This is a genomic window from Kolteria novifilia, from assembly GCA_007748055.1.
GTDB classification, from domain to species: Bacteria; Planctomycetota; Planctomycetia; order Kolteriales; family Kolteriaceae; genus Kolteria; species Kolteria novifilia.
In genome coordinates this window covers 4,749,927-4,766,804 of the sequence record CP036279.1, presented here as the reverse complement: position 1 = coordinate 4,766,804, position 16,878 = coordinate 4,749,927, and the positions used below count along the sequence as shown (strand labels likewise).

Here is a 16,878-nt window from a genome sequence, read left to right as displayed (position 1 = left end):
CTCGTCGTCGATACGGAGTCGGGTCTACCCGACTACTGCGTCGTGACCGGCGAACCGTGCGGCGATCGTCGATGGAAGTACAACGCGACTCATCTCACTCAGGGGCTCGTGATCCTGGTGACTGTTTGTGTTTTTCTGGTGGGACCATTCGCGGCACTCGTCCCCACGTTCTTCCAGCGCAAAGCGACGCTCCATCTGGGGCTCTCCGAGGAGAGATACCAGCGTCGCAAGAAGGCGATGCTCATCAACTGGACACTCCTGTTGACCGCCTTCATGATCATCGTGGGGATCTTCGTGTTCGACTTTCAAAAGGAGGGGTGGTTGATCGGCATTGTGGCGGGGGCTGGTGCCGCAATCCTCTGTATCGGCGTTTCCATGTGGGGTTTCCCCCGGATCGCGACCCACGACATCACCAAAGGGAACCGGTATGTTTCTGAAGAATGTCAACGGGGCCTACCTGGCTCGACTACCCCGCTGGGGGCAGGGGCAGAAGGCGGAAGAGATCGAGCTGCCGTTCGCGACGTGAATGGCGTTGGTGGGGGAGACTCGACTCGCTTTGGTCCGCCACGAACGGAAAGTCGTCGACGAGCGGCTGTCGCTACTCGAGCTCGAACGTCACCTGCGTCGTATCCCCCTCGATCACTTTCGTCTTGAGGGGACTGGTCTGAGGGCTGCGGTACTTCTTTGGAAAGCTCTTGTCGAAGGCGAGTCGACCCGGGACGGGGTTCTCTTCGACGGGCTCGCCCATCAGGTCTGGTGGCAGGACGACGACGGTGTACTCACCCTCCAGAATGTCTGACATCGTGACCGTCCCATCGGCCCCCACCGAGCCACCCCCGCCGCCGGCAATCGTGGGGTTGACGAGGTTGACTTGGCCCGACGTCATCGGGGAACCCGCTTGCATCAGTGTGATCACGACATTGCCGACGGGCCGATCGGAATGGGGACGATGGCTACACCCGACGCCCGCAAGCAAGAGGACCCCAAGGCCGACTCGGTTGACGAACGTTCTTGTTCGACGTTGACTCATGAATTCCTCACTCTGTCAAAGGCTCTCGACGATCAATCCGTCATCCCGAACGCACCCGCGACGCAGGCTCTCGATGTCGACCGCTTCGGAAACGAAGTGAACCGATCCATCGGTCATGAGGCCGTGGGTTCCCCCTGGATGAAACGAGTTGATGATCGTGTTGACTTCGATTCCCGTCGTTTCACTGGCGCCCGAGTGGGCTCCGGAGAGCCAAAAGGAGTTGGGTGGATCGGCGACAGTGGTCAGACCACAAGTGTAACCATTGCTGGAGGTGATGGTCGAAATATCGGTGGCGGGGTTCCAAGAGACGTTCGTGGTGTTGATCGCCAACCCGTGCCACGGGCCCAATGGATTGTTGCTGATCTCACGGCCGTTGACCTGGCCCGACTGCTCCGCGACGATCATCGTCTTGGAAGCGCCGTCGGTGCAATCACGCATCCGCTTGGCGTGGTAGACGACAAGCATACCGTTCTCGCAATAGGTCCCTCCGCGAACAGCTCCCGAAGGGGTACAGGCCGACGTCCTGCCGAGGGGATCGGGCGTCGCCCCCGAGATGCCCACATAGTCAACGAGCATCGGGCTCCCTTCCGCCCACGGGAGGTGCGCCACGTTCGCCACCGGTAGCGGGCTACTCGGGCAGAGAAACGTGGGTACGATCAGGTCTTGCAGCACTTCATTGCCCGCGTAGGGGCCGCCGTAGGCGCGAAAACTTGCGACGCTCGTGCCGACGAAATTGAGTCGATCGTAGGCTTGGGCCTGATCGAGGAAGGGCAAGAGGAAGATGCGCCAATTCGGCTTCTGGGTGCTGCCGGTATTGCCGAGAGGAAAACAGCCGTGACCCTCGTGATAGTTGTTGAGAGCGACTCCAATCTGTCGAAGGTTGCTGGCGCACTGGGCTCGACGCGCCGCGTCTCTGGCTTGCTGCACCGCCGGCAAGAGTAGCGAAACAAGAATCCCAATGATGGCGATCACCACCAACAGCTCCACCAAGGTGAAGGCGGCTCGCGATCGGGTGGAACGCCTAGAGATGCTAGAGATGTTGGACATGGGAGTTCCCTGTTCAATCGGAAGAAAGAGATTCTACGCTCCGCCAGCGATGCGACGAGGTCGTCGCGTTTGGTCCAAGCATTTGCGAACCGTTTTCAATGGCCGACAAGCAGCCAGTGGCTCTCAGCAACGTCGTTGAACCCGTGCACTACAGGCTCTCGACGATCAACCCGTCATCCCGGACGCACCCGCGACGCAGGTTCTCGATGTCGACCGACTCCGAAACGAAGCCGACGGCGCCATCGGTCATGAGGGCATGGGTTCCCCCAGGATGGAAGGAATTGATGATCGTGTTCACTTCGTTGCCTATCGAACTGCTAGCTCCTGAATGAGCCCCTGAGGCCCAGAATGAGTTGGGAGTATCGGCGACCGTGGTCAGACCACCTGTGTAGCCGTTGCTCGACGTGATTGACGAGACCGCCGTGGCGGGGCTCCAAGAGACGTTCGTGGTGTTGATCGCCAGGCCGTGCCATGTCCCCAACGGATTGTTGCTGATCTCACGTCCATTAACCTGCCCCGATTGCTCCGCCACGATGATCGTCTTGGAGGCTCCATCGCTGCAATCGCGCAAACGTTTGGCATGAAAAATGACGAGCATGCCGTTCTCGCAGTAGGTTCCCCCGCTAACCGCTCCCGAGGCCGTGCAGGCGGAGGTTCTGCCCTGCGGGTCAGGCGTTGCACCGGAGATGCCCACATAGTCGACGAGCATTGGGCTTCCGTCAGACAGCGACAGGTGGGACGCGTTCGCCATCGGAAGAGCACTGCTGGGGCAGAGAAGAGTGGGGACGATCAGATCCTGTAGAACCTCGTTCCCGGTGTAAGGTCCCGTGTAGGCGCGAAAACTAGAGGTGCTCGTTCCCGCGAAGTTGAGTCGATCGTAGGCCTGTGCCTGATCGAGAAACGGCAAGAGGGGAATGCGCCAGTTGGGACGATGCGTGCTGCCGGCATTGCCGATGGGAAAGCTGCCATTGCTCTCATGGTAGGCGTGTAGCGCCACGCCGATCTGCCGAAGATTGTTCGCGCACTGGGCTCGCCGAGCGGCTTCTCTCGCCTGCTGCACGGCAGGCAACAAGAGCGAGACGAGAACCCCGATGATCGCGATCACGACGAGCAGTTCCACAAGCGTGAAGGCGGCGCGGGGGCTCGAACGAAACGAAGGTGGGGCCAAGGTGTTGTTCAAGGACAGTACTACCTTTTCTGAAGAATTGTTCCAGGCACTCGTCCATCATGGTGCCCGGTCTCTAACAGCCCGTAGATCGATTCACTACCCGCTTAATTCAACGGAAGGCTAAGATCCATATAGGCTCTCAAAAGTTCTCGACAATCAGCCCGTCATCACGAACGCAGAGCCGGCGCAAGCTCTCGATATCGACCGCTTCGGAAACGAAGTGAACCGATCCGTCGCTCATCAGGCCGTGCGTTCCCCCGGGGTGGAACGAGTTGATGATCGTGTTGACCTCGACGCCGCCGGAGTTGCTCGCGCCCGAATGGGCACCGGCGAGCCAGTAGGAATTCGGAGAATCGGCGACGGTCGTCAAGCCGCCGGTGTAGCCGCTGCTGCTGGCGATCGCCGAAAGAGGGGTGCTTGGCGTCCAGGACGTATAGCCACCGGAATAGCTTGTCGTGTTCAGCGCTCGGCCGTGCCACGGGCCCAAGGCGTTGGCGCTGATCTCACGACCGTTCACCTGTCCCGATTGCTCGGCGATGATCATCGTCTTCGACGATCCGTCGGTACAGTCGCGAAGCCGCTTCGCGTGAAAGAGGACGAGCATTCCGTTATCGCAGAGCGTTCCTCCTTGAACCACGTTCGGCGGCGTGCATACCGAGGACCTGCCAAGCGGATCCGGAGTCGCCCCGGAGATGCCGACATAGTCCGAGAACATCGCGCTGTTATCGGCATACTGCATCGCCGGAAAGTTCGCGACCGGGAAGATGCTACTCGGGCAGATGAACGTCTTGACGACCAACTCACGAAGGACCTCGTTGCCCGTGTAGTTGCCATAGCGTCCGGCGAAACAAAGCGTCCGGTCAAAGTTGAGCTGATCGTAGGCTTGGGCCTGCTCCAGAAAGGGCAAGAGGTAGATGCGCCAGTTCGGGAAACAAGAACTCCCGGAGTCACCCAGTGGGAAACAGGTATGCGCCTCGTGATAGGAGTTCAGCGCGACGCCGAACTGCCGAAGATTGTTGGCACACTGGGCTCGGCGGGCAGCGTCCCTGGCCTGTTGCACGGCGGGAAGAAGAAGAGAAACCAACACGCCGATGATGGCGATCACGACCAAGAGCTCGACCAACGTGAAGGCACGAGACCGTCGTGAGATTGCCGAGCCACGCATTGAATCCATTGAGAGCTATCCGATCGTTTCTTGGAGAAGTTGTCGATCATTGGGTGAAAGGGGAGCGGGTGATGGTCCCGAGGCCACGGAACCGGGGACTCGTGGTCGCGCGAGTCTCCCTTGTCCACGCTCGTCGTGCGCCTGTGGGAAACGCCTCTGATTCAGCGCACTCCCGCGCGAGCGGGGAGCGAGTGTTGATGGAACGAACCTACCCATCAGTACTAGGCTCCGTCTCAAAACTCGCCTCTGCCTTCGACTCGCTGCATCGGCACGGGACGTTGTCGGGCTGCATCGACGAATCCAGCGGATTCGCCTGCTTCGCCCTCCTCGACCCGCACCGATTGGCTGAGCCTCGGGCCGACGACCTACTTTTGAAACGAAGCCTAGCACCGCACTGATCTAATACGCTTCAACAATCAGTCCATCGTCGCGAACGCAAAGCCGACGCAAGCTCTCGAGGTCGATCGCTTCGGAAACGAAGTGGACCGACCCATCGCTCATCAAGCCGTGTGTTCCGCCGGGGTGGAAGGAGTTAATGATTGAATTGACTTCGAAGCCGCCGGTGCTGCTGGCTCCGGAGTGAGCGCCGGCCAGCCAGAACGAGTTCGGTGGATCGGCGACCGTCGTCAAGCCACCGGTGTAGCCGCTACTGTAGGTGATCGCGGAGAGCGGGGTGCCGGGATTCCAGGAGGTATAGCCCCCGCTGTAGTTGGTCGTATTGACGGCGAGGCCATGCCAAGGACCCAACGGGTTGGCGGTGATCTCGCGACCGTTCACTTGCCCGGACTGTTCCGCGACGATCATTGTCTTCGACGCTCCGTCGGTGCAATCTCTTAGTCGCTGATTGTGAAACAGCGTGAGCATCCCGTTCTCGCAGAGCGTTCCTCCCTGAACCACGTTCGCGGGGGTACAGGCCGACGTTCTTCCGAGAGGATCGGGTGTCGCTCCCGAGATGCCCACGTAGTCGGCGAACATGGGGCTGTCCCCCGTATTCACGATGTGAGCGGTGTTCGCTTTGGGGAAGGCGCTGCTCGGACAGAGGTATGCGGGAACGACGAGATCCAACAGGACGGTGTTACCGGCGTAGTTGTAGATGTAGCCGCGAAAACCGGAGTTGGTGCGGCCATCGAAGTTCAACTGATCGTATGCTTGAGCCTGATCGAGGTGGGGGAGCAGAGGGATGCGCCAGTTGGGCCGCAGGGTGCTGCCCGGATCCCCGATTGGAAAACTGCCATGACTCTCGTGATAGTTGTTGAGAGCGAGGCCGACTTGCCGAAGGTTGTTCGCACATTGGGCTCGACGAGCGGCATCGCGCGCTTGCTGGACCGCGGGCAAGAGGAGCGACACGAGAACACCGATGATGGCGATGACCACCAGAAGTTCGACGAGGGTGAACCCGCGGGGCCGATATGACGACGTCAGCATTCTCTGCCTCCTTACATGGGACACGAACATGCCCTGGCCAACGGAGTGCGAAAGGTGTGCCGGTCGAACTTGATCTGCGATTTCGCGCCTAAACCGTGAAATGGCCACGCGCGACTCCGTTAATGATGTCTCGTGACATCTCTTGGTGCAACAAGAATCGCCACATTTTTGAGCACGTCTGCACAGTTCCAGGACCGTCCGTCGAGTTTGTGTCTCGCTGATTTGGGCCGCCGCGACCCGTTCCGCGACGCCTAAGAAGACCTGCGGAGCTCACGCTTGACGAGCGACAATCGTAGCAAAGGTGAGGCATAAAAATTCAGGGCATGGGTGAGTCGGCTCCTTGCCGTCATCTCCCATGGCCACCGACAGGGGGGGCGCCATGAAGACGCTGAAGGAGCGAGGCCTGACCTCGCGCACCGTGGCGGGAATGAAGAAGGACTTCTACGACCAGCACTCCCTGGTTCAGCGGACGTTGGTTCAAGAGCTCACGCCCATCCTGGATGCGGCGATGGAGGAAGTGCGCCTCCCGCCCGAGGGACGCCCTCTGGTGATGTGCGACTACGGATGTTCGGAGGGTAAGAACGCGACGTCTGTGACCGAGCGTTGCATCGCCGCCTTGCATCGGCGGGACTCGGATCAAACCGTCAGCGTCTGCTACAACGACCTCTTCACCAACAACTTCAACAAGCTCTTTCAGAACCTATCGGAGTTGCACGCGAAGCGCGACCACGAGTTCTCGCGGCGCAAGGCACGCCGCAACGGTCCAGTGTTCGAGTTCGCGACAGGCGGTTCCTTCTATGAACCGGTCATGCCGCAAGCGACCGTGAACATTGGTATCTCCACCGCGGCTGTTCATTGGTTGAGCAGGTTGCCTGAAGATGCGCGGGGTCTCGGCCAGGAGGCGCGAACGTGGCGCAAGTCCCTCGCCGAACAAGCGAGTTGGGATTGGCTGACGTTCCTCAGTCATCGCGCGACCGAGATGCTTCCGGGGGGAAAGCTCGTCCTTTCGATTCTGCGTGAGCCGAATGAGGACTCCGCCCACATGCCATTTGAACTTATGGCCGAGGCGACTCGGCAACTGGTCGGCGAAGGGGTCATCCCGGCGGAGAGGATGGAGAACGTTGTCCTGCCCTACTACCGTCGTTCCCAAGAGGAATTGCTTGCTCCCCTCGGTTCGAGAGGGGATCTGGCCGATTGTTTCGAAGTCGACCGAATGATCGCCGCGACGCCGCCGGTTCCGTTCCAAACGCAGTTCGATCGCGATGGAGACACCATCGCGTATGCGGAGAGTTACACGGGCTTTCTGCGAGCCATCTTCGAGGGCATCGTCGCGGAGCAACTCTGCGGTCCGACGCCGACATACTCAACCGGGGAACTGGTCGATCGATTCTTCGCGAAGGTCGAAGAGATGATCCATGGCGAGCCGGAGCGATGGAAGCTCGACAACCACTGGTGCTTTCTATCGCTGACCGCGAGATGAGGCACCGAAAGCCGCCTACCCATCGCTCTATTTGTTGCGCTCGATCGGGCGCCGCTGGCGACTCGTCATCGAGTGTCGAGGGGGTCGGGCTCCACCAACACACGCACCAGCTTCGGACGAATCGTTGGCGGGCCGCGACGAGATCAAGTCGCCTTGCAGACACCCTCCGGGTGTAGTTCCCGCCAGCGCCGATAGGGGCTTCTTCCCCGCTCATCGACGACATGCTCCATCGGCAGCGATCGCTCGGGCCACGGCTTGGCGATCTCGTCATAGAAGTTGCCGAGCGTGAAGTAGCGTCGATCGTCCACGTAGAGGGAGGCGTACTCCTCCCGAGCCAGCAAGAACAGGCAGCTTTCGGGGCTGCAATAGTAGACGGCGGCGAGACACATGGGGCAGGGGTGGGCCATGTTCCAGATGCGGCAGCCGGTGAACGTTTCCGAGTTGAGGACTTGGCTGGCCACTCGAATGGCGAGGAGTTCCGCGTGGGCGGTGGGATCGCGGGTTTGGGCGACTTGATTGGCGGCTTCGGCGATGATCTCTCCATCGCGCTCGATGATGGAGGCGAAGGGACGGCCACCGGCTTCGACGTTCTGAAGGGCGAGTTGGACGACACGTTCGACGAAATCGATAGGCATGGCGCAGCTCCAGGAGGTGAAGGGAGCAAGGAAAGCTGAGCGCATAAAAGAACCCCGGTGGCCTGGCAAAACCACCGGGGTTGCTCAATGACTTGGATAGCTAACTAGCGTTTGTGTCCGATGTCGTAAACCGTCTTGCGACGATTGATCATCCTTAGAAAGGAGGTGATCCAACCGCAGGTTCCCCTACGGTTACCTTGTTACGACTTAGTCCCAATCACGGGTTTCGTCTTCGGCGCCTGCCCCCTTACGGTTAGCTCAGCGACTTCGGACGCCCCCCGCTTTCGTGGCTTGACGGGCGGTGTGTACAAGGCTCAGGAACACATTCACCGCAGTATGGCTGACCTGCGATTACTAGCGATTCCAGCTTCATGCAGGCGAGTTGCAGCCTGCAATCCGAACTGAGGAATGGTTTTTGGGATTTGCTTCTTCTCACGAAGTTGCGTCCCTTTGTCCGCTCCATTGTAGCACGTGTGCAGCCCTGGACATAAAGGCCATGAGGACTTGACGTCATCCCCACCTTCCTCCGGCTTAACACCGGCAGTCTCCCTAGAGTCCCCGGCCGAACCGCTGGTAACTAGGGACAAGGGTTTCGCTCGTTAAGGGACTTAACCCGACATCTCACGACACGAGCTGACGACAGCCATGCAGCACCTGTGCACGTTCCACCCGAAGGCGTGGCTCCCCTTTCAGGGAGTTAATCCGTGCATGTCAAATCCAGGATAAGGTTCTTCGCGTAGCCTCGAATTAAGCCACATGCTCCACCGCTGGTGTGAGCCCCCGTCAATTCCTTTGAGTTTCAGTCTTGCGACCATACTCCCCAGGCGGGGTACTTAACGCTTTCGCTCCGGCAGAAGGCGCCATCGGAACGCTTTCTACCCAGTACCCATCGTTTACGGCTAGGACTACCGGGGTATCTAATCCCGTTCGCTCCCCTAGCTTTCGCACCTCAGCGTCAGATGAGACCCAGCACCTCGCTTTCGCCACCGGCGTTCCTTCCGATATCAACACATTTCACCGCTCCACCGGAAGTTCCAGATGCCCCTATCTCCCTCAAGCCTCGCAGTATTGGAAGCAGTTCCACGGTTGAGCCGATGGGATTTCACTTCCAACTTACGAAGCCGCCTACGTGCGCTTTAAGCCCAGTGATTCCGAATAACGTTTGCACGGTTCGTCTTACCGCGGCTGCTGGCACGAACTTAGCCCGTGCTTCCTCAGGGGTTCACTCAAATTTGTTCCCCCCCAACAGGAGTTTACAACCCGAAAGCCTTCTTCCTCCACGCGGCGTCGCTCGGTCAGGCTTTCGCCCATTGCCGAAGATTCTCGACTGCAGCCTCCCGTAGGAGTCTGGACAGTATCTCAGTTCCAGTGACGGGGGCCATGCTCTCACACCCCCTACCCGTCGCAGCCTTGGTGAGCCGTTACCTCACCAACAAGCTGGTAGGACATAAGCCCCTCCTCAGGCGGTAACCCATTTCATTGCAAAAAGATGCCTTTTCGCAACAACGTCCAGTATTGCCCGGCGTTTCCGCCGTATATCCCGGTCCTGAGGGTAGGTTGCCTATGCATTACTGCCCCTTTCGCCACGCTACTTGTTCCCCGAAGGGAACGTTCGCGTTCGACTTGCATGCCTAATCCACGCCGCCAACGTTCATTCTGAGCCAGGATCAAACCCTTCATTGGTGTACGTTCCTCGGCATCTCCGTGAGATGGGTCCGCCGAGATTGAATTCCTTCATGACCCGTACAGATCAAGAAGGCTCAAAAATCGCCAATGAAAAGAAATTGAAAATTTGTCGCTTAGCTGAATCAGCCCAATAAGTGCTGCTCAGCCTCGCGGACTCACACAAGCGCTAGCTTGAATTAGCTATCCAAATTGTCAAAGAGCTTCTCGGCGTCAAAGACGCCCACTCGGCGGCGGCGGTGAAAACCGCGATTGCCGTCGGGTGATGAGCATAACTTAGGGCTGAAGTCGGGATGGTCAACTAGGTCTGAGCAAAATCTTCAAATTCGGTGTCTCAACCTCCGCGATCGAGCCGATCTCCTTCCAAGAATCGCTTGTTTTTCGCGGAAAAGGGTCACTCCCGCAGACGCAACGCCCGGTGTGCCCCGGAGGCACTTTTCGCCGGTTTTTGTGGCCGGTCCGCTCTGGTCACGTCCGCTTTTGGTCAGAAAATTGTTCGGGGAGCCCCCGAAAATGTTCGATCCGGTCCGTTTTCTTGTCCAGATCGCTCGAAAGAGCGCCCAATTGATGGCTGGATGGGGGGTATGCGTCTTCTGTGCAGGCTGTGCGTCAGCTCCGACGTTACATGGAGACGAACGGATCGTTCCCGGGGCGGCGTTCGAGAAGGTCGGGGTCCTCGACTTTCGCCGCGATGGCATCGCTGAGTACCGCGAGATGGTCCAACCGGGTGACCTCATCGTCAACTACATGAGACTGGGTAGGGCGGCGAAGAAGCGTCAGTGGCTCCACGCGATTCTTCCCCATGGCCATTCGATGATTGTGCTCGATCCCGACGACCCGGAGGGACTGCTCGAGTGTCGATTCCGGGGAATGAGAAGAATCAGTCCCGAGGAACTGGGTGAGTACTCCTTCAACACCGTCTACCGGTTGCGGGACGCTCGGCATCTTGACCTGGAGCGACTCGAGCAATTCGCGCGGGTCGGTTGCGGCCGGTGCGGGGACTATTCCTTCCGCTCCTGGCTAGGCTTCAACGGTGACCTTTCCCCCTCGCAGCCGAAGGAAATCCTTCCGAGCTACACCTGTAGTACCATGGTGGCGGCCGCCTATCACTACGCGGGGGTAACGCTCGACGTCGCTCATCGTAACCGGGTGGTCACGCCGCTCGATCTTGTTCGATCGTCGTCTCATCCCAACGAGGTCGCGATCGAAACCGAAGCCTCTTCCCTCGCCGGCGCTCCCGATCGTCTCGCCCGCTAGTTCTCCAAACGTCCCAAGTTGGCTTCTGCGTCTGCTGTCGTTCCGCGCCATGACGAGCTACACTCGCCTACGCACCGTTCTCGCTAGTTACTTCTGGGGGCTGAATCGAAGTGGATGTGTTTGTTCGCGAGGCTCTCTGGCCGTTCGCCTTCGTATCGATCAGTGGGCTGTTGACGCTCGTCACGACTTGGGTCGCTGGTCGCCTGGTCCGGGCGGAACCCGATCATCCCGCCATCGCCGAGCGACTTCAGCAGTATCGGATGAGGAGTTGGGCGGTTCAGGTACTCCTCGCGTTCGTCGGCTACGTCGTCTTCAGTCCCGAGGGCCTGGCCCCCTGGGCGCCCTTGGTTTTGTTTGGGATCTTCCTGGCCAATGCCATTGCCTTTGCGGTGGGCGATCATCCGACTCGGCGGAAGGTCTTTCAGGATGACTACTCTTTGGGCGAGGTCGTCGGCCGGAGCCTGACCTGGTACTTGGCGATGTCGGGCCACTGGATGGCGATCACGCTGGTTCCGTTCGTCGTCTATCTGGCGGGGCCGGCAGGCTGGTTGGTTGGAATCGCCTTAATTGGTAGTGTCACCCTGTGGCTTTCCCGGTTGCCGCAAGTCGCCTGTTGGTTCCTCAATGCGTCCGAGCTGGCGAAGGCCGACCTTCTCGCCAGATTCGCGGGAGTCAGTGAGCGATCCTCGGCTCCACGGCCGGAGGTGAAGGTGTACGGGTCGTCGCGTGGCACCGTGATCAATGCCTTCGCCTTTCCATCCCTTCGGCAGCCCGTGGTCCTGCTGACTCACCATTTCGTGGAGTCGTTGTCCCTAGACGAGGCGGGGGCGATCTTCGCCCATGAGACCGCTCATATGGAGCAGTTCGACAAGAGGCTGCTCCAGCGACAACGGTGCATCGACCTCGGCTTGCTGCTGCTGGGGGGCTTGGGGCCTGCCTTGTTGCTCACCTTCGCCCCTTATGGGATGGGCTGGTTCCTTTGGGGATGGATGCCGTTCGTCCTGGTGGCGATCATGATTCGATCCCAAGGAGTCCAGCAACGCGAGACCGAAGCCGATCTGAGGGCGGTGGAACTCTGCGGCGACGGGGAGGCGCTCATTCGTGGGTTGGTCAAGGTCCACGAATCGCTGCTGATTCCACGCCGCGTCGATCCCGATGTCGAGCAGAGCGACTCCCATCCCAGTCTTTCGCATCGGGTGCAGGCGATTCGGGCCGCCATCGGTCCTTCTTTCCAAGAGGATGACGGCGGGGAGAACGTGCCCCCTGAGAAGTCGCCTCTCGCCGAGACCGCGGCCGTTGCGGAGAAGGGAGATCGGCCGCCAATCGATTCGTGGGAGGCCTTCGCTTCCGCGGAGTCGCTTCACCGAGTGGTGGTCTTGGAGAACCGGCGTTTGACATGGATGGACTTCCCCAAGACGGAGCCGCCACCGGATCTGACGTCAGATTCACTGGAGTCGCTGCGGAAGCGAGCCGAGTCCCTGGCATCGGTCGTCTATTCGGGGCTGGGTGAAGTGCGCGTGGTCGCCAAGAAGAGCGACTTGATCCTGAGGGTCGTCAACGTCGACGGAGGGGCGACCGAGTTGGGCGTTCGGCGTGAGGATGCCCAGCGACTGCAAGCGGCCCTCGACCGGATCGACGGTCAGTTGTCGTCGGTACGTTCCAGGTCGGAGACTCCACTTCCGCGACTCGTCGCCGCCGTCGCTTCGGTGGTGGGGATCTTGGCACTCGATGACTTCAGTGGGGCGGTCGCTCCCGGTCTCTTTTGGCTCTTCATCATCGGCATGGCGGCTCTTGGATGGGCATGTCGCAGTTGGCTTGCGGCTCTGGGCGGCGTAAGCCTCGCGGTCGGAATTTCGTTGCTGGTCACCGGCGAGTTCGGTGGCGATTCCGGCGGGCAAGGGATGTGGGTCGTGGCCGCCTTGCTGCTTTGTGGCGTCTACTCCCTCTATAAGGTACTGGCGGAAGAAGCTTCCACGACGCCCCCTGAAGCCCCGTTCTGGGGCCGTCCGACGGTCGTCGCCACCATCCTCTTTGTCGTCGGAGTGCCGGGACTCCTGCTCGCTCCGGCGGGGCTGTTCGGCGCGTTAAGCGGGGAACCGAGCGCGTCGACGTCGTTCACCAGTCTCTTTTTTCTCTTCCCTGTCGTCGGAGCGACCGCGGCGTTCGCGACCAAGGAACGGCGATGGCAAAAGAGGGGCGGCGTCATTGGCGGACTGGTGGCGCTCTTGCTCGTGGTGGCGCTGGCGAGTTCGGCCGAGTTGTCGCAAGTCCCCGATCCACTCGCGGGACCGATGCCGACCCTTGCGATCGAGGAGCGATTGTTCGCCCCGGAGCGAGAGACCACGCTCGGCGGTTACTTTTGGGGGCTCTCGCTCGCACCGAGCCTCGATCGATTCATCGCGCGTCCGGTCGGAGGAGGGCGGACGGTGGCGGGATCGGTCTACCGCGTGGCCGACTTCGAGGGCAACGACTCGGATGTCGCCGCGCGCGATCTCGCGTTCATCGACGGCGGTCGGCTTCTCGCGCTCCGGTATGGGGACGCCGGGATCGAGTTGCAGGCCCTTTCCGCGAGCGACCCGCGACAAGTACTCTGGCGACTCTCCTTGGAGGAGGTCGACCCAATGCAGCCCACGACATTTCAAGCCGCAGGGGAGTCGTGGTCAGTGGTCCAGGGGCTCCACCAGGGAGTGACGACGCGTTGGAGCGGTCGCGTCGGATCTCCGGAGATCGAATCGCGGACCTGGCCGGCGAGTCCTCCGCTCGCGCAGTGGCGTCTTGTCGGCAACGGTGATCGAATGCTCGAGGTGCAGATGGACATGCCTTGGGCCGAGGGGAACCAGATCGACTTGCTGGAGTTCTTCGTTCAGCTTCCCTGGATGGGGACTCCCGAATGGCTCTGGAAGTTTGTCGGCCCCGAGGGAAAGGCCGAGCCTCTCTTCGCCTCGCGGCTCGCGCCCGACTGTCGACCCGCGCCCGCTGCCGATCAAGTCCTTTGCGGCTGCCAGAATACCCGAGGGCGAACGTTCTGGCTCTTCAATCTCGCCAACGCCACCTACGAGCCCGTCGCGGGTTTCGACATCTCTCCCAACTGGGCGTGGGACGGCAAGAGGCTCGTCGTCGCTCGACAACACGATCTCGTGGTCGTCGACCTGGCGAGCCGCGAAGGTCTCCGCATCCCGCTTCCAATCGACGCTCAGCAATGGCAGGCTCAAGTCAGCATCGCCGAAAGCGGCATCTTGCTCGCCTGGCCCATCCACCAGGGCCGTGACTTCCGGGTCGTGCTGCTGTCGGTGGAGTAGTCAATGTTGTCCCGCGACTGCTCATCGCGGGTCCTTCCGACGCGAAGCTCTTCTGTGCGACCTGGTTCGTTCACTACTCGGACGCCAAACGTAAGGTACGTTTGGTGGGTGTTGGATGATTCATCTGGTGTGGATGGTGGGTGACCGGGAGGCGGGTGGCGTTGTCGGAGACTCTTGCCCGAGCGTTTGCAATGGGCGCCGTGGTGGTCGGCGGGGCGGTGGCGCTTGGGGCGGGAACGCGAGCGTTGGGACGGACGCTGCGTCTCGGTGCGGAGCCCTCGCGACGCGAGCTCCTGATCAGGGACTATGAACGCCGCCGCGAGTGGCTCTTCTGGGGTGTCACGGCGTTGGCGTTCCTGGGCTGTTGGGCGATCTACCTTCCCTGGGATGGGATTGGCCTGCCTTACCTGCTGATTGGGATGCTCGCGCTCAACTCGATCGCGCTGCGAATGGGCGATCGACCGACCCACGAATCCCTTTGGGGAAGGGAGCGTTCCAGTCTCCAAAGGCTTCAGTTTCTTTCCTACTGGCGCAACGCGTGGTTCTTCCTTCTCGTCGCCCCAGTGTCGGGCTACCTGCTTCAGGATTGGGTCTCCTACGTCTACATCGTCGTTTGCCCCATCCCCTCGGCCTTGTATGTCCCGGAGGGGCTTGGCGATCGGTTGCGGAAGCGGTTGAAGGTGGGGCCGCTGGAACTCGGCGATCTGGAGACGGCGTTCGATACCCCTCGGGCGCGTTCGTTCGCTCCCGAGCCGTCGACGGAAGTCTTCGGAGACGAAACCGAACTCCAGGCCTTTCAGGTGCCCGCCAAGGAAGGGAATGAAGTCTACCTCTCGCGGGGACTGCTTGGCATGCTCACGCCCGATGAGCTCGCGTGCGTTTTCGCTCACGAGCTGGCTCATGGCGAATGTTCCCATTGGCGCAGCTTGGGAAGTTTCTCGTGGCTGCTTTGGATCGTCACGTTCGTCGGCATCCTTTGGGGACTTCCGCTGCTCGTGTTCTCTCCCGGCTTGCAAACCCTCTACGTCGGGCTCTGGCTTCTCATGGTTCTCATCCTCCGGCTTCTCTGGACGAGACGGTTACGCGCATTGGAGTTGGAAGCCGATCGGCGCGCGGTGGAACTCGTGGACGAGGGCGAACTCTACGGCCAGACGATCACGAAGCTCATCCAGCGGCGACGCCGATTCGCGGCCCCACTGGACCTTTCACTTCTGAGTTCGCACCCCGAACTTCCCGTTCGCCAGAAGGCGATCGACGATCACATTCGGAAGCTTGCGGCGGAGGGACGAGTCGAAGACGCCCTGGCCGCGACAATCGCCGTCGAACCTCAAGACGGCATTCGGGCGTTGTTCTGGTCCCCTGACCAAACGCCGACGCTCGTCCTGTTCGAGAGAACCGAGTTTCGCGTCTATCGCTTCCGTGAAGAGGAAAGGGCGATCAGGGCTCGGAGGGTTCCGCTCGATGTCGTTCGGCGCCGCGCGGTCGCGGAGGAGTCGGTGCCGTATGCGTTGATGGTCGAGCTCTCCACCTCGCCGAACGGTGATCGAATCGGAGTCCGCACCCGTGATCGCCTCGACGAGACGATCGAAACGAGCGTTCGACCGGAGGACCTTGACCGTTTGCGCGAGGTGCAGGCCGAGGTCGCGGATCTCGTCGGGCGCGACGCGGCGCCGATCTCCCAGGTGCATCTTCGGTTTGTGGCCGCGATCGCGCCCATCACCGGCTACCTGAGCACGGTGCCCTTCGGCGTCGACTTTCCGGCGGCACCGCTCTGGTTGATTCCCGTCGGGCTGATGGCCGTATTGACAGGGCTGCGATCCTGGTTCGCGGCCCTCGGGGCCATCACGCTGTCGGTCGGGTTGACGTCCGCGTTGGGCATCGGCTCTTCGGTCGGAGGAGCGGGAGGATTCTGGGCCGTGATTGCCGCCCAAGTCTTCTGCGGTGGCTACTGCCTCGCGGCCACCTTGCTAGACCAGAAGAGATCGGAGGACCACCGCGAGTCGCGTTTTGGGCATCCCTTGTTGGTCACCGTGGCGCTGCTGATCGTTGCTTTCCCCGGACTTTTGATCGCGCAAGTGGCTCAAGGAGGCACACCAGCCGTGTCCGAGATCCTCGACTGGGTGAGCTCCCACGGAGGCAGCTTCCTCTTGTTGCCGTTCGCGGGTGCGATGGCGGGGCTCGCGGCGTGGGCGCGTTCGTACCGATGAGCGCGGCGAACGTTACCGGGGCATCGGGGCCGACGGCTTTGTGACGGGCTCCTCGGCGGGGGATTCCGACTGTATCGTCTTGCTAATGACGATGTGTGGTGTGATGCGGGCGATGGTGGCGGGGCCGATGCCGTGGACGCGGGCGAGATCGCCGGGAGATAAGAAGGGGCTTCTGGCGCGTTCGTCGAGGATGCGTTGCGCCAGGGCGGGGCCGATACCGGGCAGTTGGAGGAGTTCGAACTTGTTGGCGGTGTTGATGTCGACCTTGTAGTCGAAGCGATGGGCATCGTCGCGCTGGAGCCGCAAGTCGCCGTCGGTCCGCGTCGTTAGGAAGGTTTGATAAAGAAGGAAGAGAAGCGTCAGCCCAAGAAGGGCAGTGATCACCAGCCGTTCCGAGAAACGGTGCGGCCCGTCAGGGGTGCCGGGCTCGTTCGGTTCGTCCGTCGGGTTGGAGGATCGTGATGACGACATCGGCAGTCACT

General features: G+C 60.8%; 11 protein-coding genes and 1 rRNA gene. 4 read left to right on the top strand and 8 right to left on the bottom strand.

Features of this window, described 5'->3' with window-relative positions:
• Positions 1 to 598: 598 nt before the first annotated feature.
• From Pan216_RS17495 to Pan216_RS17475, 5 genes are all read right to left on the bottom strand, one after another.
• Positions 599 to 1,030 carry a hypothetical protein gene (locus Pan216_RS17495; protein WP_145259811.1) on the bottom strand — a complete coding sequence of 144 codons (432 nt, stop codon included), beginning with the start codon at positions 1,028 to 1,030 and terminating at the stop codon, positions 599 to 601.
• 15 nt (positions 1,031 to 1,045) lie between these two features.
• Positions 1,046 to 2,077: a DUF1559 domain-containing protein gene (locus Pan216_RS17490; RefSeq protein WP_145259809.1), complete on the bottom strand. Its 1,032-nt coding sequence runs from the start codon at positions 2,075 to 2,077 to the stop codon at positions 1,046 to 1,048.
• Positions 2,078 to 2,225: 148 nt separating this feature from the next.
• Positions 2,226 to 3,257, bottom strand: coding sequence for a DUF1559 domain-containing protein (locus Pan216_RS17485; RefSeq protein ID WP_419192661.1), 1,032 nt, complete (start codon positions 3,255 to 3,257; stop codon positions 2,226 to 2,228).
• Between the two features lie 127 nt (positions 3,258 to 3,384).
• The gene (locus Pan216_RS17480; protein ID WP_145264081.1) at positions 3,385 to 4,410 is read right to left on the bottom strand and encodes a DUF1559 family PulG-like putative transporter; all 1,026 of its coding nucleotides are present in this window, start codon (positions 4,408 to 4,410) and stop codon (positions 3,385 to 3,387) included.
• Between the two features lie 399 nt (positions 4,411 to 4,809).
• Positions 4,810 to 5,835 carry a DUF1559 domain-containing protein gene (locus Pan216_RS17475; protein WP_145259807.1) on the bottom strand — a complete coding sequence of 342 codons (1,026 nt, stop codon included), beginning with the start codon at positions 5,833 to 5,835 and terminating at the stop codon, positions 4,810 to 4,812.
• Positions 5,836 to 6,214: 379 nt separating this feature from the next.
• Between Pan216_RS17475 and Pan216_RS17470 the strand changes: the two genes are divergently transcribed.
• Positions 6,215 to 7,315 (top strand): class I SAM-dependent methyltransferase, encoded by a 1,101-nt coding sequence (locus tag Pan216_RS17470; protein WP_419192660.1) that lies wholly within the window; start codon positions 6,215 to 6,217, stop codon positions 7,313 to 7,315.
• A 143-nt stretch (positions 7,316 to 7,458) separates the two neighbouring features.
• Here Pan216_RS17470 and Pan216_RS17465 read toward each other — a convergent pair whose 3' ends face one another.
• Both Pan216_RS17465 and Pan216_RS17460 read right to left on the bottom strand, forming a co-directional pair.
• The gene (locus tag Pan216_RS17465; protein ID WP_419192659.1) at positions 7,459 to 7,950 is read right to left on the bottom strand and encodes a nucleoside deaminase; all 492 of its coding nucleotides are present in this window, start codon (positions 7,948 to 7,950) and stop codon (positions 7,459 to 7,461) included.
• A 158-nt stretch (positions 7,951 to 8,108) separates the two neighbouring features.
• Positions 8,109 to 9,633 (bottom strand): 16S ribosomal RNA (locus Pan216_RS17460).
• A 513-nt stretch (positions 9,634 to 10,146) separates the two neighbouring features.
• Between Pan216_RS17460 and Pan216_RS17455 the strand changes: the two genes are divergently transcribed.
• The 3 genes from Pan216_RS17455 (at position 10,147) to Pan216_RS17445 (ending at position 16,396) form a co-directional block, all read left to right on the top strand.
• Positions 10,147 to 10,890: a hypothetical protein gene (locus tag Pan216_RS17455; RefSeq protein ID WP_145259804.1), complete on the top strand. Its 744-nt coding sequence runs from the start codon at positions 10,147 to 10,149 to the stop codon at positions 10,888 to 10,890.
• 110 nt (positions 10,891 to 11,000) lie between these two features.
• Entirely contained in the window at positions 11,001 to 14,189 is a 3,189-nt protein-coding gene (locus Pan216_RS17450) for a M48 family metalloprotease (protein ID WP_145259802.1), read from the top strand.
• A 161-nt stretch (positions 14,190 to 14,350) separates the two neighbouring features.
• Positions 14,351 to 16,396: a M48 family metalloprotease gene (locus Pan216_RS17445; protein ID WP_145259800.1), complete on the top strand. Its 2,046-nt coding sequence runs from the start codon at positions 14,351 to 14,353 to the stop codon at positions 16,394 to 16,396.
• 12 nt (positions 16,397 to 16,408) lie between these two features.
• On the opposite strand, the gene Pan216_RS17440 is transcribed toward Pan216_RS17445, so the two are convergent.
• Positions 16,409 to 16,867, bottom strand: a complete 459-nt coding sequence (locus tag Pan216_RS17440) for a ComEA family DNA-binding protein (protein WP_145259798.1) — start codon at positions 16,865 to 16,867, stop codon at positions 16,409 to 16,411.
• Positions 16,868 to 16,878: the final 11 nt, after the last annotated feature.

What these genes read in the sequence shown, in the direction of transcription:
- Pan216_RS17490 (WP_145259809.1), bottom strand. Translation starts at nt 2,077, where the DNA reads ATGTCCAACATCTCTAGCATCTCTAGGCGTTCCACCCGATCGCGAGCC.
- Pan216_RS17495 (WP_145259811.1), bottom strand. Translation starts at nt 1,030, where the DNA reads ATGAGTCAACGTCGAACAAGAACGTTCGTCAACCGAGTCGGCCTTGGG.
- Pan216_RS17465 (WP_419192659.1), bottom strand. Translation starts at nt 7,950, where the DNA reads ATGCCTATCGATTTCGTCGAACGTGTCGTCCAACTCGCCCTTCAGAAC.
- Pan216_RS17470 (WP_419192660.1), top strand. Translation starts at nt 6,215, where the DNA reads ATGAAGACGCTGAAGGAGCGAGGCCTGACCTCGCGCACCGTGGCGGGA.
- Pan216_RS17455 (WP_145259804.1), top strand. Translation starts at nt 10,147, where the DNA reads ATGTTCGATCCGGTCCGTTTTCTTGTCCAGATCGCTCGAAAGAGCGCC.
- Pan216_RS17480 (WP_145264081.1), bottom strand. Translation starts at nt 4,410, where the DNA reads ATGCGTGGCTCGGCAATCTCACGACGGTCTCGTGCCTTCACGTTGGTC.
- Pan216_RS17475 (WP_145259807.1), bottom strand. Translation starts at nt 5,835, where the DNA reads ATGCTGACGTCGTCATATCGGCCCCGCGGGTTCACCCTCGTCGAACTT.
- Pan216_RS17440 (WP_145259798.1), bottom strand. Translation starts at nt 16,867, where the DNA reads ATGTCGTCATCACGATCCTCCAACCCGACGGACGAACCGAACGAGCCC.